Below are 20,553 nucleotides of genomic sequence, written 5' to 3' on the forward strand. Positions count from 1 at the left end.
CCTGTTCCAACCACTCCCCGTTGTCGATAAAACCCCTGGGAGGGACTATGAAAAGACCACGGGCGTGTTTTGCTACAGCCATCTATGCGATGTTTATCCTAAATCATGCCATTCTTTTTGCGGATCCCATTTCAACGATTGATCTTACCGAAAAAGGCAGTGCTGGCTTCATCGACGGTGCCTTTTTCCTGCAGATCGATCCGCAGGCCACCGGGACGGGCGTTCTCAATCCGTTCCTCACTATCCAAGGCAAGGGAAGTGAGAAAGGCTACAACACAGAGGCCCGGTTCGAGGACGGCTACGATATGAAGCGCGGAGGCAATCCCAATGATAATAATGGGTTTACTCGTTCGCTGATGCTTGGGGAGATTCCGTTGGTCAGCCTGGAGGACATCTGGTACCGGCAGTTCATCCTGGATATCAACGAAAGCAGAGGCAACAACGGGGGGCTGCTCTCGCTCGATGAATTGGTGATTTATCAGTCCGGTTCGGGGGATCTGGGGGAATTCGGCCTGGTCCGGGCCGGCTACCTCGTCTACGACAGTGATAAAAATTCCGACACCTGGCTGGGGCTTGACGCCTCGCTCAACCCTGGCGGGGGTGCCGGAGACCTGGCCGTATACATCCCGGATCGCCTGTTTTCCCTGGATCCACTCACCCCCTATGTGTACCTGTTCTCCCAATTCGGGATGCAGCCGGGCTGGGAAAGTTCGGGCGGGTTTGAGGAATGGGCCGTCGCCCGGCCGGAAACGGTGGGTTTGAGCGAGGTTCCGGAGCCGGCGTCACTCCTTCTCCTCGGTACGGGGATCGTCGGGTTGGGATTTCTGGCGCGGAGAAGGAAGAAATAACCCCGTAAGATCGCGGTTGTTCAGCGATATCCGCAGCACCATAAGTGACTTCTATCCAATAGATTAATCTTGTTCAGAGACCTGGAGGAGCCTGCGACTCCTCCACGGGGATGGCGCCTGCCATTCCGAGATCCCCTCCGCTGCGATCAGCTAGGCGGAGTCCCCATGATTCGGATAAGATCTGGTGCCCAAAGCGCCGAAGGCGATTTGGGCCGGACCACCGAGATTTTGCCCGAAAATTGTGCCCGATGTCTGAAATGGCCCGCCCCCGGGCGAAACAATGAGACCGAACCCAGCAAAGGAGGAATCGATGCGTTATCTCGGTCTCAGTTTCTTATTGGTGATGGTCCTGATCGCTCCCGTCCATTCGGAGACGATCGCAGTCTGGAATTTCAACGATGCCGCTTCCGGCGTCACCGGGGGTGAATTGGAATTCTCGGTCGACCGCGGCAGCGGCACGATGTCGAGCGACTTCAGTCCCGCCAATATCGGCAACGCCTCGGGCAGCAGCGTCAACCTCGAGGGGGAAGATCCCGCCGGGGCGGCGCTGCGCCTGGTGGGAATGGCCAACAACGGGCGCTACCTCACCTGGATGACCGGGACGGAAGGGTACGAGGCGATCGGCGTCAGCTTTGCCGCGCAGCGCACCAGTACCGGTTTCCTTGATAACCTGCTCCAGTACAGCCTCGATTCAGGCGGTTCGTGGACCGATTACGGCGGCTTCAGCCCCGGCACCACTTTTGGGCTTCAAAACTTCGATTTCAGCGCGATAGCGGGCCTTGACGACAATCCCGCCGCCGGTTTCCGCATAAGGTTTGACGGTGCTACCGGTTCCTCGGGGAACAACCGGATCGACAACCTGGTGGTTTCCGGCACCCTCATCCCCCCTCCAGTCACGAGCACCGTTCCCGAACCCTCCTCGCTTGCCTTCCTGGGGTTTGGAATGGCCGCCCTGACCCTGTGGCGCCGGAGGGAATCGAAAAGGTAGCGGATTCCATTGTGGCAGTAGATATGGTAGAAAAGTGGTATGAAAACTACCATAGACAAGGCGGGGAGGATCGTCATTCCGGCGGCGATCCGGGAGCGGGCCGGGCTGAAGCCGGGAACCGAGGTGGAGGTTCTGATGGACGATTTCTCCATCCGGCTGGTCCGGACGGGCTCCGACCCGGTTCTGGTGCGGGAAGGGGGGAGGCTGATCGCCCGGCCGACGGCAGGGAAGGGGGACCTGCCGGCAGTCGATCTCGAGGCCCTGGTCGAGGAGGAGCGGAACCGATGGCCCTGGTAGCCCCGGTGTTCCTGGATACCACGGTTCTGCTTGCCGGCTGCATCGACTTCGGGGACGCTTCGGTTCACCCGATGCGGATCATGGATGCCGTGGCGCAGGGGACTCTGCCCGATGTCCGGACGGCGTGGCACTGCTGCCTCGAGTTCTATGCCGTGGCCACGCGCCTGCCTGCTGGCTATCGGTTATCCCCCCTGCAGACCCGGATGATTCTGGCGGATCTGATCCCCCGTTTTCATGTCGAGCAGCTTCCGGATGGCCAGCAACTGGTGTTTCTCGAGGCGGCGGCCGGAGAGCGGGCGGCCGGGGGAAGGATCTACGACGCCCATATCGCCGAAATCGCGCGCCATTCGGGTGTTCATACGGTCGTGACCGACAATCGCCGCCATTTCAGCATCCTGATGAAGCATGGGGTGCGGGTAATGCGCGCGGAGGAGTTTTCCGCCGAGTTTTAGGGTTGGCGGTAGACATATAGACATATTGTGCGTATGCTTTGACATATGAGAACGACTGTAAGGCTTGATGAAACCCTGATGAAGAAAGCCAGGAGCGAAGCAGCCCGGAGAGGAATGACTTTGACCGCTCTGATCGAGAAGGGTCTGCGCCTGGTCCTGGCGGAGCCGGTCAAGGCTACGGAACGCCACCATGTCAATCTCCCGGTCTGCAGCAGGGAGGGGGGCACGCTGCCGGGTGTGGATCTCGGCAACGCGGCCGATCTTCTCGACCGGATGGAGGGGATCGGGTGATTCTGGCCGACGTGAATGTGCTCGTTTACGCCTTCCGTGCCGACATGGCCGATCACCCGCTCTATCGGGATTGGCTCGAATCGGTCCTCAACGGGCCGGAAGCCTATGGAATATCCCCCCAGGTCTTCTGTTCCTTTCTTCGGGCCGCCACGCACCCGCGAATCTTTGTCAGTCCAAGTCCGGTTGGGGAAGCGTTCGAGTTCATCCACGTCGTCCAGTCCCAGCCCCAGGCGCGCGTCATTCTTCCCGGAGAGGACCACTGGTGGATCTTCGAGGCCCTCTGCCGGGAATCGGCCGCCTCGGGAAACCTGATCCAGGATGCCTGGTTTGCCGCCCTGGCCATCGAATCGGGGTGCGAGTGGATCACAATCGACCGGGACTACGCCCGCTTCAAGGGCCTGCGCTGGCGGCTTCCGTTTTCGGTGGAGTAGCGAAAGCGAGAGATCCGGCAGCGGCAGGTTGACATTGTAGCTACCGGTAGCTACTATAGCGTTATGAAGCCGATCAAAACGGTTGGGATCAAGGATCTCAAGAACAACCTGAGCGCCTGGCTGCGCGAGGTGCGGGGCGGGGCCACCATCCTGGTTACCGACCGCAACGAGGTCGTCGCAGAACTGCAGGAGCCGTATGGGCGCGCAGGCGGTGCCGTGGGATTGAACCCGCTCCTCCTGGCCTGGGCGCGGGACGGGATCGTGACCCTTCCCCTGCAGGAGAAGACGGCGCTCGAACCCTCGCCCGTCAAGCTCTCTTCCAAAATCGTCAAACGACTTCTGGAGGAGGACAGGGAGGAGCCCGGATTGTGAAGGCGGTCTATCTGGAAACCTCGGCGCTGCTCTCCTGGCTCCTGGGAGAGGCGCGCGCGCCTGAGGTGGCGCGGGCAATTGATGAAGCGGAAATGGTGGTTTCCTCCGTCCTGACCCTGGTGGAAGCCGAACGGGCCCTGGTGCGGGCGGAAACCCGGAATGTCCTGAATGCCGGCGACACCGAAAGGCTGAGGGGGCTCCTGTCCCGGAGCCGGACCGGGTGGACCTTGATGGAAATCTCCGCCGACGTGCGCGCCCGCGCCTGCCGGTTTTTTCCGGTCGAACCGCTTCGCACCCTCGATGCGGTGCACCTGGCCACCGCCCTGCTGTTCCTGCAGGCTTTTCCTTCCCTGAAGCTGCTCAGCTGCGACCGGCGACTGCTTCGGAACGCCAGCGCGCTGGGGATCGAACCCGCGCTCCCATGATTTCCGTACTCTCCCCTCCTCCCTGCCCATAATCCGATCCGCCCCTTTTTCCGATAACTTAATTTGGCCAATAGCCGCGAACTGCATCTATAATGAGTCATCTGGGATCACTAGGCCCGATCAAGGGGCGGACTCCCATTCCCGGGAACGGGGCGGGCGGAGGATATGCGCATACGGGTGAAGGTGGGGGCCGGGAGATGCATCCCCGCGATGGTGGGCATCGTCGCGGTGGCCGCCCTGCTCGTCGGCTTCGCCATCGGCAAAAAGGATCCGGAACCGGTCACGCTGAAGCTTTCGGGCAACATCGAACTGCAGCAGGTCGACATCGCCTTCAAGACCTCAGGGATGATCGCGGAGCTGCGCACGGACGAAGGGCGCGATGTCCGCAGGGGCCAGCTCATCGCCCGCCTCTCGAGCGACGAGCTGATGCGGCTGTTCGAGCGCGAGTCCGCTGCCGTCACCGAGGCGCAGGCGCTCGAGGGGCAGGCCGAGGCCGCCCTGCAATACCAGCGCAGGAGCTATGCCGCCGGCCTTGCCGCGCGCCGGGCGGCGCTGGCGGCGGCGGAGGCCCATCTGCGGGAACTCGAGGCGGGCGCGCGAGAAGAGGAGATTGCAGAAGCCCGCTCGGCGGTGAGCGCGGCCGCGGCGGAAAACGAAAACGCCCGGAAAAACCGGGAGCGGGCCGAGAAGCTCCTTCTGCAGGATGACATTTCGGTGCAGCAGCACGATCAGTACCGCTTCCGGGCCGAATCGGCCGCGGCAGCCCTGGAGCAGGCCGGGCAGCGCCTGGCGCTCGTGCTGGCCGGCGCCCGGGCGGAGACCATCGCGGCCCAGCGCGAGCGGGTGTCCGGCGCCCGGGCGGAACTCGCCGCGGCGGAAGCCGCCCGTTTTGAAATCAGCCGGCGCGAGAAAGAGATCTCCGCGCGCCGGGCCGAGGTGGAGCGGACGCGCGCCCAGGCTCGAGTGATCGAAGCCCAGCTCAGGGATACGGTGGTCGTATCCCCCGTCGATGGTGTGGTCCTGGTCAAGGCGGCCGACGTGGGGGAGGTGGTGGCGCCCGGGACGACCGTGGTGACCATAGGCGTGATCGACCGCCCCTGGCTGCGCGCCTATGTTTCGGAGACCCAGCTGGGGCTCGTGAAGCTGGGCCAGCCGGTGTGGGTTACATCGGATTCCTACCCGGGCAAGCGCTACCGGGGGAGGGTGAGTTTCATCGCCTCGGCCGCCGAATTCACCCCCAAGCAGATCCAGACGGAGCAGGAGCGGGTCAAGCTCGTCTACCGCATCAAGATCGACGTAGACAACCGGGAGCGAGAGCTCAAGCTCAATATGCCCGTCGACGCCGAGATCGTGCTTCCGGCCGAATGAGGGCTAAGTGATGGCAAATCCCGAATTCAACTACGAGCAGGCTTTTTCCCGGAACATCGGGTGGGTGACCCCCGGGGAACTGCTGCAACTGAGGGGCAAACGGGTCGCCATCGCGGGGCTTGGCGGGGTGGGGGGCTCCCACCTCCTGACCCTGGCTCGGCTGGGAGTGGGGAACTTTAACATCGCCGATTTCGATGTTTTCAACCTCGTCAACTTCAACCGCCAGGCCGGGGCCAATATGGACACCATCGGTCGGCGGAAGACCGAGGTTCTCTCGGAGATGGTGCGGGCGGTCAACCCGGGAATCTCGCTGAAGGTGTTCGATCAGGGAATCACCGAACAGAATATGGACGGGTTTCTGGAGGAGGTGGACCTCTATATTGACGGACTCGACTTTTTTGCCTTCAAGGCCCGAAGCGCCGTCTTCGCCTCCTGCGCGGAGAAGGGTATTCCCGCGATAACGGCCGCGCCCCTGGGAATGGGGGCGGCCGTACTCACTTTTCTGCCGAGAGGCATGACGTTCGAGGAATATTTCCGCTGGGAGGGCTGTTCCGAGGATGAGATGGCGTTGCGCTTCGTCCTGGGCCTGTCGCCCCGGCTCCTGCAGCGGAAATACCTTGTGGATCCCGGTGCCCTGGATCTCAAGGCCCGCAAGGGGCCTTCAACCCCCATGGCCTGCGATATCTGCGCCGGCATGGCCGCAACGGAAGCACTCAAGGTGCTTTTGCAGCGGGGGCGGTTGTTGGCTGCCCCGCACGGGCTGCAGTTCGATCCCTACAAAAACAAGCTGGTCCACACCTGGCGGCCATGGGGGAACCGGAATCCTATTCAACGCCTTATGATAGGCATTGCCTCGCGGCAGTTTTCCAGGATGCAGTCGTAACTACCTGGGAGCCGCAGGACGGATCAGGAAAGGAACAGGTATGCCCACCGGAAAATCGATCGACGAAATCGCCGCCGCCTATGATTCCCCGCCGCTATGGTATGATGTGCGCGGTTTTCTCATTCTCACCTTCGCTTACAACAGCACCCTCGGGCGCCAGATCCGCTTCTTCGGCCCTAATTTCGGGTCGAAGCACATCGAAATCGCCTGCGGAACCGGGACCCTGCTGGAACTGATCCTGCGCTGGAGAAAGCGCAAGGGCCTGCCTGACGTCGAGATCGTTGGGGTGGATTACGCCGAGCCGATGCTGGCCGGCGCCAGGCGGCGTTTCGCCAGACAGGCGAATATTGAGCTATGCCATGCGGACGCCGCCATCCTTCCCTACCCGGACAACCACTTCGACACGGCCAATATCGCCAATGCCGTTCATTGTTTTCCCGATGTCGACGGGGCTCTGCGTGACATCCATCGGGTCCTGAAACCCAAGGGCACCCTCGCGGCCAACGTGCTGCTTTATCCCCGCGGGAATGGTCCATTCGACCGGGTCGCCAACCGCATCAATCGCTGGGGGACCCGGAAGGGCATTCTCCATACCCCCTATCATAAAGATGATATCAGGGAACGGATCGCAAAAGCGGGATTTGGAATCGTCTCGGAGGATGTTTCGGGTAACTGTTACGAACTCAAGGCCCGGAAAACCCCGTAAGATCCGCAGGCCTGGCGCCGTGCGCCGCCGCGGGATCCATAAAAAAAGGCCGGCAACAGATGTTGCCGGCCTTTTTAAATTGGATGCTGATGAGTATTACCGTTTCCGACGGATGGCCACCGCGGTTCCGATCAACCCAAGGCCGAACAGGACCAGCGTGGACGGCTCGGGAACAACGGTGAAGTTGGCGCTCAGGTCACCGCCCATTGTTATGCTCTGGGCTGCTGTCGGATCGAACTCATTAAAGTCGCCGTCAACAGTTGCCGCGAGGAAGTTGATCCCAAACAGCGTCGGCCAATACTCCTGACCGAAAGCCTCGATGGTTGGTTCGAAAAATCTGATGTCGAAGAAGCCGCCGACTCCGGGCCTCATGGTATTATCTTCGAAATAGATATCCGAGGCAGAAAGAACCAGCTCGTCATCGGTATTAATCGAGAGCGACGGATAAAGCCCGCCTGTTGCTGGGAGGGCGGCCATACCGAGACCTGTATCTGAGTTCGGATCCACCCAGATTTCTGCGGCACCTGTGGTTGTAGTGAATCTGAATTCGCCGCCGCCCAAATCAGTGATATTTCCGGTCGCCGTGTAGACGGTGTACATGCCGTACTGCTCAGGAATGAGTGCTGAGCCGGCCAGGTAGACTGGGGCAGGGACAGGGTCAAGTCCCTCATTAAAATCATATCCCCTCCATTGGGCGATCAGAGTGGCGGAAAATCCTCCTAAGCCATCAAAGGTAAGGATTTCCGAATACACGCCATTAAATGCGTCTGCCACAAATCCCTGATCATCGGGAACGCCGGGAACGGCACTCTCATTGACCCAGAAATCAAGATATTCCGCGTTTGCGGCCACCGGCAGCAGGAGCAATGCCATCGCCGCCACTACCAGCATTCCGAAACTCCGGAAATTGGATTTTGTCATTTTCTTAGTCCCCCATGATTGATTGCTGTCACATCCCTGCGGGTCGCCTTTGAACCTAAAGCCAACCTCGCCCGACATGATGCAATCCTCGTGCCAAAGTAAACATCGAACAAGGCGGATAGCCGCTGCCGTAAATGCGAAGCGGGCGGTGGCTGTCGATGTCACACTGAATCAATGGAATACAAGGATTCCATTGTAATGAAATCTCTATGAATTCCAAGTCAGCATCGAACATCCTCCACTTCGGTCTGGCCAGTAACATCCGGCTATGTAAAGGCTACCGACATTCGGCGTGAGATGATGCCGGGCCTCGGGCTCCCTTTGGAGGCCTTGATTGATGATATCTTGTGTTAAATCAATGAAATTGCCGGAAGTGTCGGGGTTTTTGACATCTTTTTTGTGGGGATGCCAAAGCTGGGATGTTGGATAGGCCCGGCTCGATCATGTCAATCCATCTTCTTGCGGAACCGGGTGGCGCTGAGGGCCAGAATCGCGCAGCCGATCGCGGCCAGCGCTGTCAGGGACGGCCATAAGTGGTGTAGGCTGCTACCTTTGAGGAAGATTCCGCGCACGATTTCCGTGAAATAACGCAGCGGGTTCAGGTAGGTGATGAGCTGCATGGGTGCCGGCATGCTGTGGATGGGGAAGGCGAATCCGCTGAGCAGAATGGCGGGGAGAAGAAAGAAGAAGGAGCCGATCAGGGCCTGCTGTTGATTCTGGGATACCGTGGAAATGAAGAGGCCTATGCCCAATGTTGCCAGGAGGAAGAGCAAAGCGCTGAAAAGCAAGAGGATAAAGCTGCCCTGAAACGGGGTCTGAAAGACAATCAGCGCCGCGGCGGTGATCAGACAGACGTCGAACATGCCGATGGCCGCATATGGAAGGAGTTTGCCGATTACGAGTTCGACCGGCCGTATCGGAGTGACCATAAGCTGTTCGAGCGTCCCCATCTCCTTTTCCCGCACGATGCTCATGGCTGTCAGCATCAGGGTGACATAGGTAATGATGTTGACCAGGACCCCGGGAATGAAAAAATCGCGGCTTCTGAGATTCGGGTTGAACCAGATCCGGCTTTCAACATTAAGCTTTGGGACTGCGGCTGTTTGCGATTCGGCTCTCATGTCGTTACCGAACCGCTCAATGATCTCCCCGGCGTATGCGGATACTATGGTCGCCGTATTGGAGTTCGTCCCATCGACTATGACCTGCACGGATGAGTGTTTCCCCTTCCGGATATCCTGACCGAAGCCCGGGAGGATATGGACTGCGGCCGTCATCTCCTCCCTGTCGATGGCGTCCCGCACGTCGTCGAACGATTCCGTCATCTGCTGGACCTGGAAATAACTCGATCCCTCGAAACGGGACTGCGGTTCCCGGCTTTCCACCGTTTTGTCCAAATCGAGCCAGGCGATACGGCTTTTTTCGATATCCAGGGTGACGGCGTATCCGAAAATGATCAGTTCGACGACGGGCGGCCCCAGAAGCACGATCCGCATGCGGGGGTCCCGGAACAGCTGGAGGAATTCCTTGCGCAAAATTTCCCAGATTCGCCCATACATGCTCAGACCACCTCCCGGCGCAATCGGTTTCGGGCGAGCAGAAAAACGATGACGGCAAAAACCAGGAGCAGTCCCACCTCGACCCAGAGCACCTCGATGCCTATGCCGCGCAGGAAGATGCCCTTCAAAATGGTGACAAAATATCGGGAGGGTATGAGGTAAGAGAGGGTTTGGATGGCCGGGGGCATGTTTTCGATTGAGAAGATGAAACCGGAAAGTAATATGGCGGGCAGGAATGAGGTCAGGGCTCCGAGTTGATAGGACAGCAGCTGGGATTTGGCGATGGTGGAGAGCAGGATCCCCCAGCAGAGGACTCCCGTGAGAAAGATGCCGCTTGTCAGGGCCAGAAAAAGCAGACTGCCGCGAAAGGGAACATGGAAAACGGTTACTCCGGCAATGATCACCAGAACCGTATCCAGAGCGCCAAGGATGAAATAGGCCGACATCTTGCCCAAAATCAATTCCGCCGGGCGCAGGGGCGTGGAAAGCAGTTGTTCCATCGTTCCCGATTCCCATTCGCGTGAGATGGTGAGCGATGTCAGAAGGGTGGCGATGATCATGAGGATGATGGCGATCAGCCCCGGGATGATGAAGTTCTGCGATCTCATCCCGCTGTTGTACCAGATCCGGATCCGGGCTTCTATCGAAGGCGTTTCCTTGACCCCGGAGCTGCGGTTCAATGCCCCGCTGGCAATATCTTCGGCCGATTCCCCGAAAAGGGTCCTGGCGTAACTGAGCGCGACCGAGGCCGTGTTGGAGTCGCTCCCATCCAGAAGGATCTGGATTTGAGGTTCCTTCCCGGCCAGGAGGTCACGGGAATATTGACGGGGAATGACCAGCCCAAACATGGCCCTGCCCCTGTTGATGCTGTCCTGAATGTGGCCATAATCCCCGGCAACATCGACGATGCGAAAATAGTGGCTCCCCTCGAATCGCGAGATGATGGCGCGGCTTTCGGCGCTGTTGTCCGCGTCATAGATGCTGGTGGGGATCCGGTCAACGTCAAGGGTCAGGCCGTATCCAAACAGGAGGATCATGAGGAAAGGGAGGAGGATGGCCATGACGAGGCTGCGGGGATCCCTGAGGATATGGAGACCTTCCTTGCGGGCCACGGCTTTTACGCGGGCAAAGTTCATGATGGTGTTTACGCTATTCAGGTTGCGGCCGGATTGATGATGTTTACCAAAAGCCAGCCATTCACCGTTCGGTCCGATGCGATGGAATCGCGCTTATCTTAGCACGACAGCGTTCGAGCCGTGAATCTTTCATCACCGGTCAGAGGATACACCGTCTTGGGGAGGGTGTTGCGAATTCGAGGATGTTCTTTCTATGCTTCGATCATTGCCCCGCTCGATCCGGTAATGAAACTCCAGACATCGTATTGCTCCTCCCGCATCCTTTCCAGGAGCTCTTCGGCCTTGGCGTAGCACGGTTGGCGCAGGCCGTGGTATTCGACCTGGGGACCCACCGGATTGAAGTGAATGCCGAAGCGGGAGAGGAGGCGGAGGAGGGCGGGTTCCATGACGGCGAACCAGTCGGTGACCCCGTTTTCGCGGCTCATCCGGACGATTTCGCGCATCAGGAGGAGGGTCAGGGAGCACTTCATGGCCCTGGCGGTCGCCACCGGGTTGTCATCAGCCGAGGCGGGGACCGGGACCAGGGACTGTTCGGCCATCCTCCGGATCTTCTTGGAAATGGCGAAGCGTGAGATTTCCGCCGCCTTGCTGCCAGATGAGAGGGAAGGGAGCGGGTGGCGGCAGACGTGCTGGATCGGGAAGCTGTCGCAGGGGGTTTCGGGGTCGGGGAGGATCAGCCTGACGGTGCCGGTGGCGGCGCCGCTCGTGCGGTCGACCACCAGGCTGTGCAGCGCGCGGGAGTCGTACAGGTCCTGCTCCAGTTCGCAGGGGTGTTCCTCGGGGGTCTCGAACTGCTTTTCCCGGCAGTAGACCTGGTAGCGCAGGCGGTAGGCTTTTTCCCGGAGTTCAGGCGTATCCGCGGCGATAACCTCGAACCATTGGTTGAGGGGGTGCGACGGAGTCGGATACGGGGCTTGAGACAGAAAACCGCTTGCGGCTGCCACGGGTTGGGCCATGGGACTTCCTCGGGATCACGCTATGGATTTTGCGAAAAACAGGTAATGGTGCGTCCATATAATTACGATATAACGAATTAGGGCCCGGAAGGTGTGATTGAGGTCACGCTCGCTGCTGCATTCCGCGTTTGGGCTCAAGTTTTACTAATTGTAAAGTAGCAGCTTATGCAGAAGGCTCCGGGCCGTCAATAAAATTATTCAGAATTGCCCATTTTGGGCATTTCGGCCGGTCGGGCGGGCAGGGAAATGTCAATGAATTGTAAAACGATTCCTGCCGATAGAGTGGATGGGCCCCCGCCGGGGGCGGGTTTACATTGATCAAAACAGGGCTTATTATGATTCATGATAGCGCGGTTCCGGGAATCCCCGTGAGCCCCGGTTTGCCGCACCCCCCCCTCGGAGCCTGCCCCGTGGCCGAAAGCCCCAGCCTCTTCGAATACATCAAGGTGCCCCCGGGGGATCCCCTGCTGCTGGAGGTGTTCCGGCTGCGCTACAAGGTGTACGTCGAGGAGTGGGGGTTCGAGCGGAGCGAGGACCACCCTGGGGGGATGGAGCGGGACGCCTACGACGATCATTCCGTGCATTTCGTCGTGCGCCGGACGGGGGAGGAGCACGTCATCGGCACCGTCCGGATGATCGTCAACTCCGAATGCGGTTTTCCGATCGAAAAACACTGCACCCTCGAGCGGGACCTCTCGGTCATGAACCGGGAAGGCTTTGGCGAGATTTCGCGCCTGGCCATCAGCAAGGAGTACCGCCGCCGCACGACCGACTCCGTCTACCGCGACAGGGAGCCGCTCACTCCCGAGCTGTTCCGGCGGATGTACGGCGGCCAGCGCCGGCTCGAGAACGACATCGTCCTGGGCCTCTACCGCGGCATCTGCATGGAAAGCCTCGAGCGGGGGAACGAATACCTCCTGGCCGTCATGGCCCGGGGCCTGGTCACGCTCCTGCGCCGGGTGGGCATCGTCTTCGACGCCATCGGGCCGGAGCAGAACTACCACGGCCTGCGCGCCCCCTACCTGGGCCGGGTCGAGACGATGCTCGAGGAACTCTCCCGCCGCAATCCCGGCCTCTACGCCCGCTTCATGGGATAGAAAAAGGGGGGTGCGGACGCACCCCCCTCTCCCTGCTGCCCTGAAATTTCTCTATAAGGTGGACAACGTACGCTTCGCCTCATCCGCCCCGGGGAAACTGGCCGAGAGCTTGAGCGCCTCCGCGAGCGAGCGCTTCGCCTGATCCTTCTCCCCGTTTTTGAGGTAGGCCATCCCCAGGTGGTAGTGGTAGACCGCCCCCTTGGGCTCGAGGCGCACGGCCTGGCCCAGGGCGTCGATGGCTGCCCGGTGGGACCCTTTCTTGTAGTAGACCCACCCAAGCGTGTCCTGCACGGCCGCCACGTCGCGTGGCGCGGCCGCCACGTCGCGCGCCTGCTGGCTGGCCGCCTGGGCCAGTTTCAGCGCCTCGTCGAGGTTCTCCCCGCCGTCGGCCAGAAGCCAGGCCAGGTTGTTGGCCGCCACCGGCGAATTCGGGTGGATCTCGAGCGCCTTGCGGTAGTGGTGCTTGGCCTGCTCCCGGTTCTTCTGCGACTCGTAGACCGAGGCCAGCAGGATGTGGGCCTGGATATATTTCGGGTTGACCTCGAGGGCGTGGTTGAACTCCCGGATCGCCCGGTCGGCCGCCTTCTGGGCCATGAACAGCTGCCCCAGCAGCCCGTAGGCGGCCAGGTTGTCCCCGTCGATGTCGAGCGCCTTGCGGAAGGCCGCTTCCGCCTTCGCGTAATTCTTCCGTGACATCTCGATCTGCCCGAGGAGCAGATGGGGCTCCGCCCGGTCGGGGAACGCCCGGATCTGCTCCTCCGCGGTCCGGACGGCCCGGTCGGGCTGGTTCCGGCTCATCTGGAGATTGACGTTGGCGATGCCGCGGTTGTACCGCGCCGCGGCGTTGTCGGGCAGGGCTTTGAGCACGGTGTCGAATTCGCTCAGCGCCCCGCTGAAATCGCGCTTTCGCATCCGCGCGCTCCCCAAAAGGACCCGGAGCCCCGTCTCGTCCGGGGATACCCGCAGCCCCTGCTGGGCGTGGCGGATGGCGCCGTCGGCGTCCCCCGACGCCAGCCGGAGCTGGGCCAGCGACGCGTAGGCCTGCGTGAACCGGTCGTTGATCCGGATCGCCTCGTTCCACTCCGTTTCCGCCTGGTCTGCCTTTTTATCGGCCAGGTAGGCGGCCCCCAGGAGGTAGCGGGCTTCGGCCGAGTTGCGGTCGGCGGCCACCGCCGCCTGCAGTTCCTTGACCGCTTCCGCCCCCTTGTTTTGGGCCAGCAGCCCCTGGGCCTTCAAAACGCGGCCTTCCGGGTCGCTCTGCTTGACGAGCTGGTCGGCCAGGGCCGCGGCCTTGTCCCAGGCCTTGTTCTGGAGGTACAGGCGCGCCAGCCGCTTTTTGAGGCCGGAGTCGCCCGGGTGGGCCGAGACCAGGCTTTCGAGTTTGCGCATCGCCTGGTCGGGCTTGCCGACGCCGGCGTAGAAGTTGGCGAGCTGGGTCTGCTGCTGGAGGTTGGAAGGGTCGAGCTCCGCCGCCTTGACGTACGACTCCTCCGCTTTCTGCAGGTTCTTCTGGGAGAGGTAGACCATCCCCCGCAGCTCGTAGAGTTTGGCGATGGGGGGGGCGTCGGCCAGCCGCCGGTCGAGGCGCCGGATCGCCTGCTCCGGCTGCTTCTGGGCCAGCAGGGCGGCGACCGTGCCGGCCCAGGCCTCGACGTCGCCGCCGTCGCGGGCCAGGATCCGGTCGAACTGGGCCTGGGCCTGCGCCGGCCTTCCCTGGGAGAGGTAGACCTGCCCCAGCCGCTTCATGCCCGATTCGTTCTCGGGGTGTTTCTTGAGGAACCCTTCGAGCTGCGCCGCCGCCGCGGTGTAGTCCTTTCTGGCCGCGAGCGCGCTCCCCAGCAGGAGCTGGGCCTCCTGGTGGTCCGGGTTGACGGCGAGCGCCTCGCGGGCAAAGCCCGCGGCGTCGTCCGCCTTCCCCTCCTCGAGCTTCAGCCGCCCCAGCGCGACCAGGGCGGGGGTGTAGCGCGGGGAGTTCTTGACCGCCTCGTTCCACTCCGCCTCCGCCCGCTCCCGGTTTTTGGCCTCGTACTGGGCTACGCCCAGGAAGTACCGGGCCTCGGCCGATTCCGGCTCGTTGTTGACCGCCCCCTGAAGCGTCCTGACCGCCTCGTCGGCCTTGTTTTCGGCGAGCAGGATCCGGCCCTTCAGGAGGGACCCTTCGGTATGCTTGGGGTCGTTCTTCAGCAGCTCATCCACCGCCGCGATGGCTTTGTCGTACGATTTCTGCCCCAGGTGCAGCCGGCCGAGCGCCAGCAGCGCCCGCTCGTTGCCGGGGTTGTCCTTGAGAATCGCGCGCAGAACGGCGTCCGCCCTGTCCTGCTGGCGGGTGTTGACGTAAAACTGCGCCAGCGTCATCCGCCGCGGCAGGTCCCCGGGATCCAACTCCGCGGCCTTTTTATAGAACTCCTCGGCCTTCTGCCGGTCTCCAAGCTCGAGGTGGAGCATCCCCATGACCTGGTACAGCTCCGGGTTCTTCGGGTGGGCCGAGATGGCCTGCTCCGCCCGGGCAAGCGCCTTTTCGGGCGTTTTGCGCGTCAGGTACACGTTCCCCAGCCCCAGGAGGCTCTCGCCGTGCTCCGGGTCGGCGCGGAGGGCGGCTTCGAACTCCGCCTCGGCCCGGGCGAGGTTCCCCTGGCGGAAGTAAAGCTGCCCCAGCCTGAAGCGCCCGGCCGGGTTGTCGGGGTTTTTCGCCACGTACGATTCGATCTCGGGCGCCGCCCGGGCGTAGTCGCGCTGGGCGGCGTAGGCGCTCCCCAGGACGAGCCGGGCTTCCGACGTGTTCGGGTTGATCCGGAGCGCTTCCTGGCTGAGGCGCACGGCGGCGTCGGCGTCCCCGGTGTCGAGCTTGACCTGGGCCAGGCCGACGTAGGCCTGCACCAGCGCCGGGTTCAGCCGCAGCGCCAGGGTCAGCTCCCGTTCGGCCTTGGGGTAGTCGCGCGATTGCAGGTGGGCGAACCCGAGGTAGTAGCGGGCTTCGGCCGAGCGCGGGTTCGACTTGACGCTCGCCTCGAGCTGCTCGGTGGCTTCGGGCACCTTCCGGTCCGCGAACAGGACCTTCCCCTTGATCAGGTGGGCGTCGGCGTCGTTCGGGTCCTTTTTCAGGATCTCGTCGGCGATCCCGACCGCCTGGTCGAATTGCCGTCCTCCCAGGTGGAGGTTTGCCAGGCGCTTCTTGACCACCGTCAGCCCGGGGTCGGCCTCGAGCATCTGCCGGCAGGTCTCGATCGCCTTGTCCCGGTCGCCGATCCCGGCGTAGAAGTCGGAGAGGAGGACGCCGTAGCGGGGCACGCTCGGGTGCTTCTGCCGCAGGCTCTTGTAGATGCTCTCCGCCTCGTCCGGCCGGTTGTTGAGGATCGAGAAGTAGGCGTAGGAGAGGTTGGCGTCTTCGGAAGCGGGGGAACCGGGGTCGATCTCGAGGGCGGCGCGGTACTCCCGGTCCGCGTCCTCGATCCGCCGCGCAAGGAGGTAATAATTGGCCAGGGCCAGGCGGGCCTCGACCGAACGCGGGTTCTGGTCGGCCGTTTCCCGGAAGCGGGCCTCGATTTTTTCCGGTTCCGGGCGCTCCTTCTCCGGGACCTGGACGGCGATGAAGGCGGGAAGGATCTGGGGCTCATGGTCGAACCCCAGCTTCAGAACCCCGATCGACCCGTTCAGGTCGACCTTCCCCGCCATGGCGTTGGCGAGCAGGATATTTCCGGGGATGCTCCGGGGCTCTTTTTTGAGAATGAGTTCGGCCTTGGCCCGGGCCTCGTCGAATTTGCGCTGCATCAGGAGAAAATTCCCCGCCGCGATCTGCGCGTCGAGGTTGTTGGGGTCTATTTCGGCCGCCGTCACGATCGACTGCCCCCCCTCCTCCGTCCCGCCCATGGCGAGGTAGGTCCGGCCGAGTTCGTAATGGGCCGGGGCGAAGCGGGGGTTCTTCTTCAGGGCGTTGCGGAACTCGAGCACCGCCGCGCTGAATTTCCCCTCGGCGAAATATTCCTGCCCCTTCTTGAGGTACTTCTCCGGGCTCCGGGAGCATCCCGCGAGCAGGAGCGCCAACGCCAACGCCATGCAGAGTCTGTTTTTCATTTTAGGTCCCTTGCGTTTTCGGAATTAAAGCGGCAGATAGTCGTCGAGCAACGGGAAAACCTCCTGCACGAACCGGATCGCCTGCCGTTCGGCCTTCGCCTCCGCAACGCCGTCCGCCCCGCCGACGGGACAGATGACGCGCACCAGGGCCGCGTCGGTCCGGTTGGTGCGGAGGGCGTCGAGTACCGTGTAGATCTTCCCCCAGTATTCGCTCGCCACCACCCGCCCGTGGCTCTGGTACCAGTACAGCACCAGCTGCCGGTCGAGCCCCTTGGAGATCACGATCCGGTTGACCTCGATCGCGTCCCCCCCCTCGACCGGGATGGAGATTTCCATCCGCCTCGAGGGATTCCACCCCGCGCCGGGGAGGCAGTTGAGGGGGGAGTGCATCGTGTCCCCGGAGCGCTGGCTCTGGTAGTAGCCGACGTAGAGGCTGGTGGGGAAGCCCTCGGCATCGAAATAGGTCCGGTCGATGTGGTCGTCCACCCCGAGCACGTCCATCACCCGGGAGTCCATCGGGGGGGCGTCCTGCCCCGTCCACTCCCCGAGCACGAGCGGCAGCCCCGTGAGCGACGCCCGGATGGGGGTGACTTCCGGCCGCGATTTGACCGAGATGAAGGCGGCCGACCCGAGCATGACCACCAAAAGCAGCAGAATTCGAATTTTCATAATCGATCCTGGCGGAGTCGCGCCGTCGCCGCTTCAGGCCGCCGGTCCGGGGGCCGGCCGCCCGGGCGCGATCCATGCAATGATTCTATACAAAAGGAACATCATAATGAAGGCCGCGACGAAAATGATCCAGCCCGAGAAGCTGTGGAAGAACCCCTGCGCCGCCGCCTCCCCGTAATGGTGCGCGGCGATGCCGGTGCCGGCCACGCGGATGCCGTTGGCCGCGATGGCGATGGGGATGGTGCCGATGGCGAGGGCCCAGCGCACCCAGAGGCGCGTATCGGTGAAATAGCCGAAGACGATTCCCAGGGTCAGAAGCGAGATCAGGGAGCGGATGCCGCTGCAGGCCTCGGCCACCTCGAGGCTGGTGTTGGCCAGGTGGATCACGTTCCCCTCCCGCAGCACCGGGATCTGGCTGAGGGTGAGGGCCGTCTCGCCGAAGCGGGAGGCGAGGAGCTGGAGCGGAAAAGCGACCTGGTTGAAAATGATGGCGGGGATCGGGATCATCAGCAGGAGGAAGGCGATCGGGAAGAACAGGATCTTCAGGTGGTTCCACCCGAGGAGAAAGAGGACCACGCCCGCCAGCGTCCCGACCATCGAGACCCGGGTGAGAAAGAGCTCCGATCCCAGGATGCCGGCCAGGAGCATGGCCATGCTCCCGAGGACCAGGGCGAGGCCCCAGAGGCTCGGCCGGGCGGCGGCCTCCCGGAGCTTCGCCCGCCGCTCCCAGACGAAGTAGAGCGCGATCGGCACGATCAGGAATCCGTGCGAATAGTTGTCGTCCGTGTACCAGTCGTGCACCAGCCTGGCGATCACCCCGCGGTACAGGAGCCCGAAGCAGACGAGGAGGGCCGAAATGGTCGCGATCACCCGTTTATTCATCAATCGTGTTCCCTATAGAGATTCATTCGGACATTCAGGGGTGCTTGGAGAAAAGCTCCTCTGCGATCTTTTCCAGGCTTGTGCCGAAATGCTCGGCCATGTCGCCCAGGATTGCATGCGGCGTGCCGACACGCAGCGGCTTGTGCCGCGGTATGGTCAGGTGGTGCTCGCCGCCCGAAACTGTCGTGAGACGGATGTGACTGCCCGTTTGCCTCGTTTCCCGGTATCGGTAGCGCCGGAGCAGCGTTATCAGTTCTTCGGCGCCGATGTCCCTGGGGATTCTCATGCCACCAGCACTTCATCCCGGACATAATGGAGCCGGATGACCCGGGGGCAGTCTGTCGGTTCGAAATGACACCTGATGGAGTCCCGAACCGCTTCCCGGAGCTCGTCCCAGTTTTCGGCCTCGGTGAAGATCGAGTGTCCCAGGGCCCTGGCGGTATATCCCCCCTCCGGGGCTTCCTGGATCAGGAAAACCACTTCCTGCATGGCAATACCTCCCTACAATCCGTATCTCGACATCAGGTCGTACAGGGTCGGCCGGCTGATCCCGAGGATCTTGGCCGTTTTCGACACGTTCCCGTTGTTGTCCCGGAGGGCGCTGCTGATCTTTTCCTTTTCCACCGCTTCCCGGGCCTCCTTGAGCGTGACCGGGGTCGGGTCGGAATCCTCGGGGGCCTCCAGTTCCAGTTCCGCGGGGCCGATGGCGGGCCCGTCCGACAGGACGAGGGCGCGCTTGACCCGGTTCTGGAGCTCGCGCACGTTTCCGGGCCAGCCGTGCCGGCGCAGGGCGTCCAGCGCCGCCCGGTTGAATTTCCGGGCCGGCTTTTTCAGTTCCTTCGCGAACGCCAGCGCCAGGTGCTCCGCCAGCTGGATGACGTCCTCCCCGCGCTCGCGCAGGGGGGGGAGTTCCATCCGGACCACGGCCAGGCGGAAGTAGAGGTCCTCCCGGAAGCGGCCGGCCTTGACCCGTTCCTCCAGGTCCTGGTTGGTGGCGGCGATGACCCGGGCGTCGATGGAAATCGGCTGCCTCCCGCCCACCCGCTCGACCACCTTTTCCTGGAGAAAGCGCAGCAGCTTCACCTGCGGTTCGGGCGCCAGCTCCCCGATCTCGTCGAGAAAGAGGGTGCCGCCGCTGGCGTACTCGAGCTTCCCCCGCCGCTGGGTCGACGCCCCCGTAAAGGACCCCTTTTCGTGGCCGAACAGCTCGCTCTCGAGGAGGGTTTCGGGAATGGCGCCACAGTTGATCGGGATGAAGGGGCCTCCTTTCCTGCGGCTCCGGTTGTGGATGGCGTTGGCGATCAGCTCCTTGCCGGTTCCGCTCTCCCCGGTGATCAGGACCGGGACGTCGGTGCCGGCCACCTTGCCGATGGTGGCGAAGACCTCCTGCATCGGGGCGCTCGAGCCGATGATGTCGTCGAAGGAGACCCGGTCGGCCAGGTGCCGCTCCTCGATGCTCTCGCGCTCCAGTTCCAGCCGGCGGCGGACCCGGTGCAGCACCACCTTCAGCTCGTCCAGCTCCACCGGCTTGGGGAAAATGTCGTGCGCCCCCTTTTCGACGGCGGCCAGGGCACTGGCGCGTTCGGAGTTGCCCGAGACGATGATGATCTTGGCCAGGGGGTCGAGCCCCATCATCTCCTCGAGCGCGGCGAGCCCCTCCTCCGCGTCGCGCGGCCGGGGGGGGAGGCCGAGATCGAGCAGCACCACGGGGATCCGTTCCTTCCGGAACAGCTCGAGCGCCCCGGGCCGGTCCCCGGCGGCAAACACCTGGAAATCGTCCGCCAGCGCCCAGGTGATCTGCTTGCGGATCTGCTCGTCGTCGTCGACCACGAGGATCCTGGGGAGCGCTTCAGGATGATTGATCTTCTTATCAACCCGGTTCTTCTTCATTTTTCTTCGTAATACCGCAGGAAATCATCTCGAGATATCCCTGCCTGAGTGATGATGGTGCGCAGAGTCGATCCCTTGATCGTTCGATGATTCGGGATGGTTAAAAACTAGACCGTTCGCCTTCAATGCTTTCCGCTCCGAAGGTTTCCATATGGAACTGGATTGCCGACTGGACATCTGCCAGCGCTTCCTCGTAGCTGTCTCCCTCGCCGATAACAACGCCCTTCAACCCAATGGGATAGGCGATGTACCCATCCTCATGTTTTTCGACGACAATCTTGACCTGTTTGACCATGGCAGTCCCCCGAGAT

At 62.3% G+C, this 20,553-nt stretch carries 23 protein-coding genes; 12 read left to right on the plus strand and 11 right to left on the minus strand.

The window, feature by feature from the left end; genetic code table 11:
- The first annotated feature begins 47 nt into the window (after positions 1-47).
- The 11 genes from GXY47_06345 to GXY47_06395 all read left to right on the plus strand — a co-directional run bounded on the left by GXY47_06345 (position 48) and on the right by GXY47_06395 (position 7,061).
- A complete protein-coding gene (locus tag GXY47_06345) occupies positions 48-848 on the plus strand; it encodes a PEP-CTERM sorting domain-containing protein (GenBank protein ID NLV30761.1) in 801 nt (266 codons plus the stop codon).
- A 310-nt stretch (positions 849-1,158) separates the two neighbouring features.
- Positions 1,159-1,836, plus strand: a complete 678-nt coding sequence (locus GXY47_06350) for a PEP-CTERM sorting domain-containing protein (protein ID NLV30762.1) — start codon at positions 1,159-1,161, stop codon at positions 1,834-1,836.
- Between the two features lie 39 nt (positions 1,837-1,875).
- On the plus strand, positions 1,876-2,133 hold the full coding sequence (locus GXY47_06355) for an AbrB/MazE/SpoVT family DNA-binding domain-containing protein (GenBank protein ID NLV30763.1): 258 nt from the start codon (positions 1,876-1,878) through the stop codon (positions 2,131-2,133).
- A complete protein-coding gene (locus tag GXY47_06360) occupies positions 2,121-2,585 on the plus strand; it encodes a PIN domain-containing protein (GenBank protein NLV30764.1) in 465 nt (154 codons plus the stop codon). The genes GXY47_06355 and GXY47_06360 overlap by 13 nt, the downstream gene beginning before the upstream one ends.
- Before the next feature lie 114 nt (positions 2,586-2,699).
- A complete protein-coding gene (locus GXY47_06365; protein NLV30765.1) occupies positions 2,700-2,876 on the plus strand; it encodes a hypothetical protein in 177 nt (58 codons plus the stop codon).
- Positions 2,873-3,307, plus strand: a complete 435-nt coding sequence (locus GXY47_06370) for a type II toxin-antitoxin system VapC family toxin (GenBank protein NLV30766.1) — start codon at positions 2,873-2,875, stop codon at positions 3,305-3,307. The genes GXY47_06365 and GXY47_06370 overlap by 4 nt, the downstream gene beginning before the upstream one ends.
- Before the next feature lie 63 nt (positions 3,308-3,370).
- Positions 3,371-3,679: an antitoxin PHD gene (locus GXY47_06375; GenBank protein ID NLV30767.1), complete on the plus strand. Its 309-nt coding sequence runs from the start codon at positions 3,371-3,373 to the stop codon at positions 3,677-3,679.
- Positions 3,676-4,104 carry a type II toxin-antitoxin system VapC family toxin gene (locus tag GXY47_06380; protein NLV30768.1) on the plus strand — a complete coding sequence of 143 codons (429 nt, stop codon included), beginning with the start codon at positions 3,676-3,678 and terminating at the stop codon, positions 4,102-4,104. Before GXY47_06375 ends, GXY47_06380 begins: the two co-directional genes overlap by 4 nt.
- Positions 4,105-4,269: 165 nt before the next feature.
- On the plus strand, positions 4,270-5,472 hold the full coding sequence (locus tag GXY47_06385; GenBank protein ID NLV30769.1) for an HlyD family efflux transporter periplasmic adaptor subunit: 1,203 nt from the start codon (positions 4,270-4,272) through the stop codon (positions 5,470-5,472).
- Positions 5,473-5,482: 10 nt separating this feature from the next.
- Positions 5,483-6,355, plus strand: a complete 873-nt coding sequence (locus GXY47_06390; protein NLV30770.1) for a ThiF family adenylyltransferase — start codon at positions 5,483-5,485, stop codon at positions 6,353-6,355.
- A gap of 40 nt (positions 6,356-6,395) precedes the next feature.
- Positions 6,396-7,061 carry a class I SAM-dependent methyltransferase gene (locus tag GXY47_06395; protein NLV30771.1) on the plus strand — a complete coding sequence of 222 codons (666 nt, stop codon included), beginning with the start codon at positions 6,396-6,398 and terminating at the stop codon, positions 7,059-7,061.
- A 96-nt stretch (positions 7,062-7,157) separates the two neighbouring features.
- Here GXY47_06395 and pepA read toward each other — a convergent pair whose 3' ends face one another.
- From pepA to GXY47_06415, 4 genes are all read right to left on the minus strand, one after another.
- Positions 7,158-8,060, minus strand: a complete 903-nt coding sequence (gene pepA / locus GXY47_06400) for a flocculation-associated PEP-CTERM protein PepA (protein NLV30772.1) — start codon at positions 8,058-8,060, stop codon at positions 7,158-7,160.
- A 368-nt stretch (positions 8,061-8,428) separates the two neighbouring features.
- Positions 8,429-9,541 carry an ABC transporter permease gene (locus GXY47_06405; GenBank protein NLV30773.1) on the minus strand — a complete coding sequence of 371 codons (1,113 nt, stop codon included), beginning with the start codon at positions 9,539-9,541 and terminating at the stop codon, positions 8,429-8,431.
- Between the two features lie 2 nt (positions 9,542-9,543).
- Positions 9,544-10,677 carry an ABC transporter permease gene (locus tag GXY47_06410; protein NLV30774.1) on the minus strand — a complete coding sequence of 378 codons (1,134 nt, stop codon included), beginning with the start codon at positions 10,675-10,677 and terminating at the stop codon, positions 9,544-9,546.
- 191 nt (positions 10,678-10,868) lie between these two features.
- A complete protein-coding gene (locus GXY47_06415; protein NLV30775.1) occupies positions 10,869-11,633 on the minus strand; it encodes a PEP-CTERM/exosortase system-associated acyltransferase in 765 nt (254 codons plus the stop codon).
- A gap of 410 nt (positions 11,634-12,043) precedes the next feature.
- Here GXY47_06415 and GXY47_06420 point away from each other — a divergent pair, with 410 nt between their 5' ends.
- Positions 12,044-12,730 carry a PEP-CTERM/exosortase system-associated acyltransferase gene (locus tag GXY47_06420; GenBank protein ID NLV30776.1) on the plus strand — a complete coding sequence of 229 codons (687 nt, stop codon included), beginning with the start codon at positions 12,044-12,046 and terminating at the stop codon, positions 12,728-12,730.
- Positions 12,731-12,781: 51 nt separating this feature from the next.
- Here GXY47_06420 and GXY47_06425 read toward each other — a convergent pair whose 3' ends face one another.
- The 7 genes from GXY47_06425 to GXY47_06455 all read right to left on the minus strand — a co-directional run bounded on the left by GXY47_06425 (position 12,782) and on the right by GXY47_06455 (position 20,537).
- Positions 12,782-16,801 carry a tetratricopeptide repeat protein gene (locus GXY47_06425; protein ID NLV30777.1) on the minus strand — a complete coding sequence of 1,340 codons (4,020 nt, stop codon included), beginning with the start codon at positions 16,799-16,801 and terminating at the stop codon, positions 12,782-12,784.
- A 24-nt stretch (positions 16,802-16,825) separates the two neighbouring features.
- Positions 16,826-17,470, minus strand: coding sequence for an EpsI family protein (gene epsI, locus GXY47_06430; protein NLV30778.1), 645 nt, complete (start codon positions 17,468-17,470; stop codon positions 16,826-16,828).
- A gap of 33 nt (positions 17,471-17,503) precedes the next feature.
- Positions 17,504-18,352, minus strand: a complete 849-nt coding sequence (gene xrt, locus GXY47_06435; GenBank protein NLV30779.1) for an exosortase — start codon at positions 18,350-18,352, stop codon at positions 17,504-17,506.
- Between the two features lie 34 nt (positions 18,353-18,386).
- Positions 18,387-18,638 (minus strand): type II toxin-antitoxin system HicA family toxin, encoded by a 252-nt coding sequence (locus GXY47_06440; GenBank protein NLV30780.1) that lies wholly within the window; start codon positions 18,636-18,638, stop codon positions 18,387-18,389.
- Complete coding sequence (locus GXY47_06445; protein ID NLV30781.1) at positions 18,635-18,841, minus strand: 2-oxoisovalerate dehydrogenase; 207 nt, start codon at positions 18,839-18,841, stop codon at positions 18,635-18,637. Before GXY47_06445 ends, GXY47_06440 begins: the two co-directional genes overlap by 4 nt.
- Before the next feature lie 12 nt (positions 18,842-18,853).
- Positions 18,854-20,242 carry a PEP-CTERM-box response regulator transcription factor gene (prsR, locus tag GXY47_06450; GenBank protein NLV30782.1) on the minus strand — a complete coding sequence of 463 codons (1,389 nt, stop codon included), beginning with the start codon at positions 20,240-20,242 and terminating at the stop codon, positions 18,854-18,856.
- A gap of 100 nt (positions 20,243-20,342) precedes the next feature.
- A complete protein-coding gene (locus GXY47_06455) occupies positions 20,343-20,537 on the minus strand; it encodes a type II toxin-antitoxin system HicB family antitoxin (protein NLV30783.1) in 195 nt (64 codons plus the stop codon).
- Between the last annotated feature and the right edge of the window lie 16 nt (positions 20,538-20,553).

The sequence above is a fragment of the Acidobacteriota bacterium genome (assembly GCA_012729555.1).
GTDB lineage: Bacteria > Acidobacteriota > UBA6911 > UBA6911 > UBA6911 > UBA6911.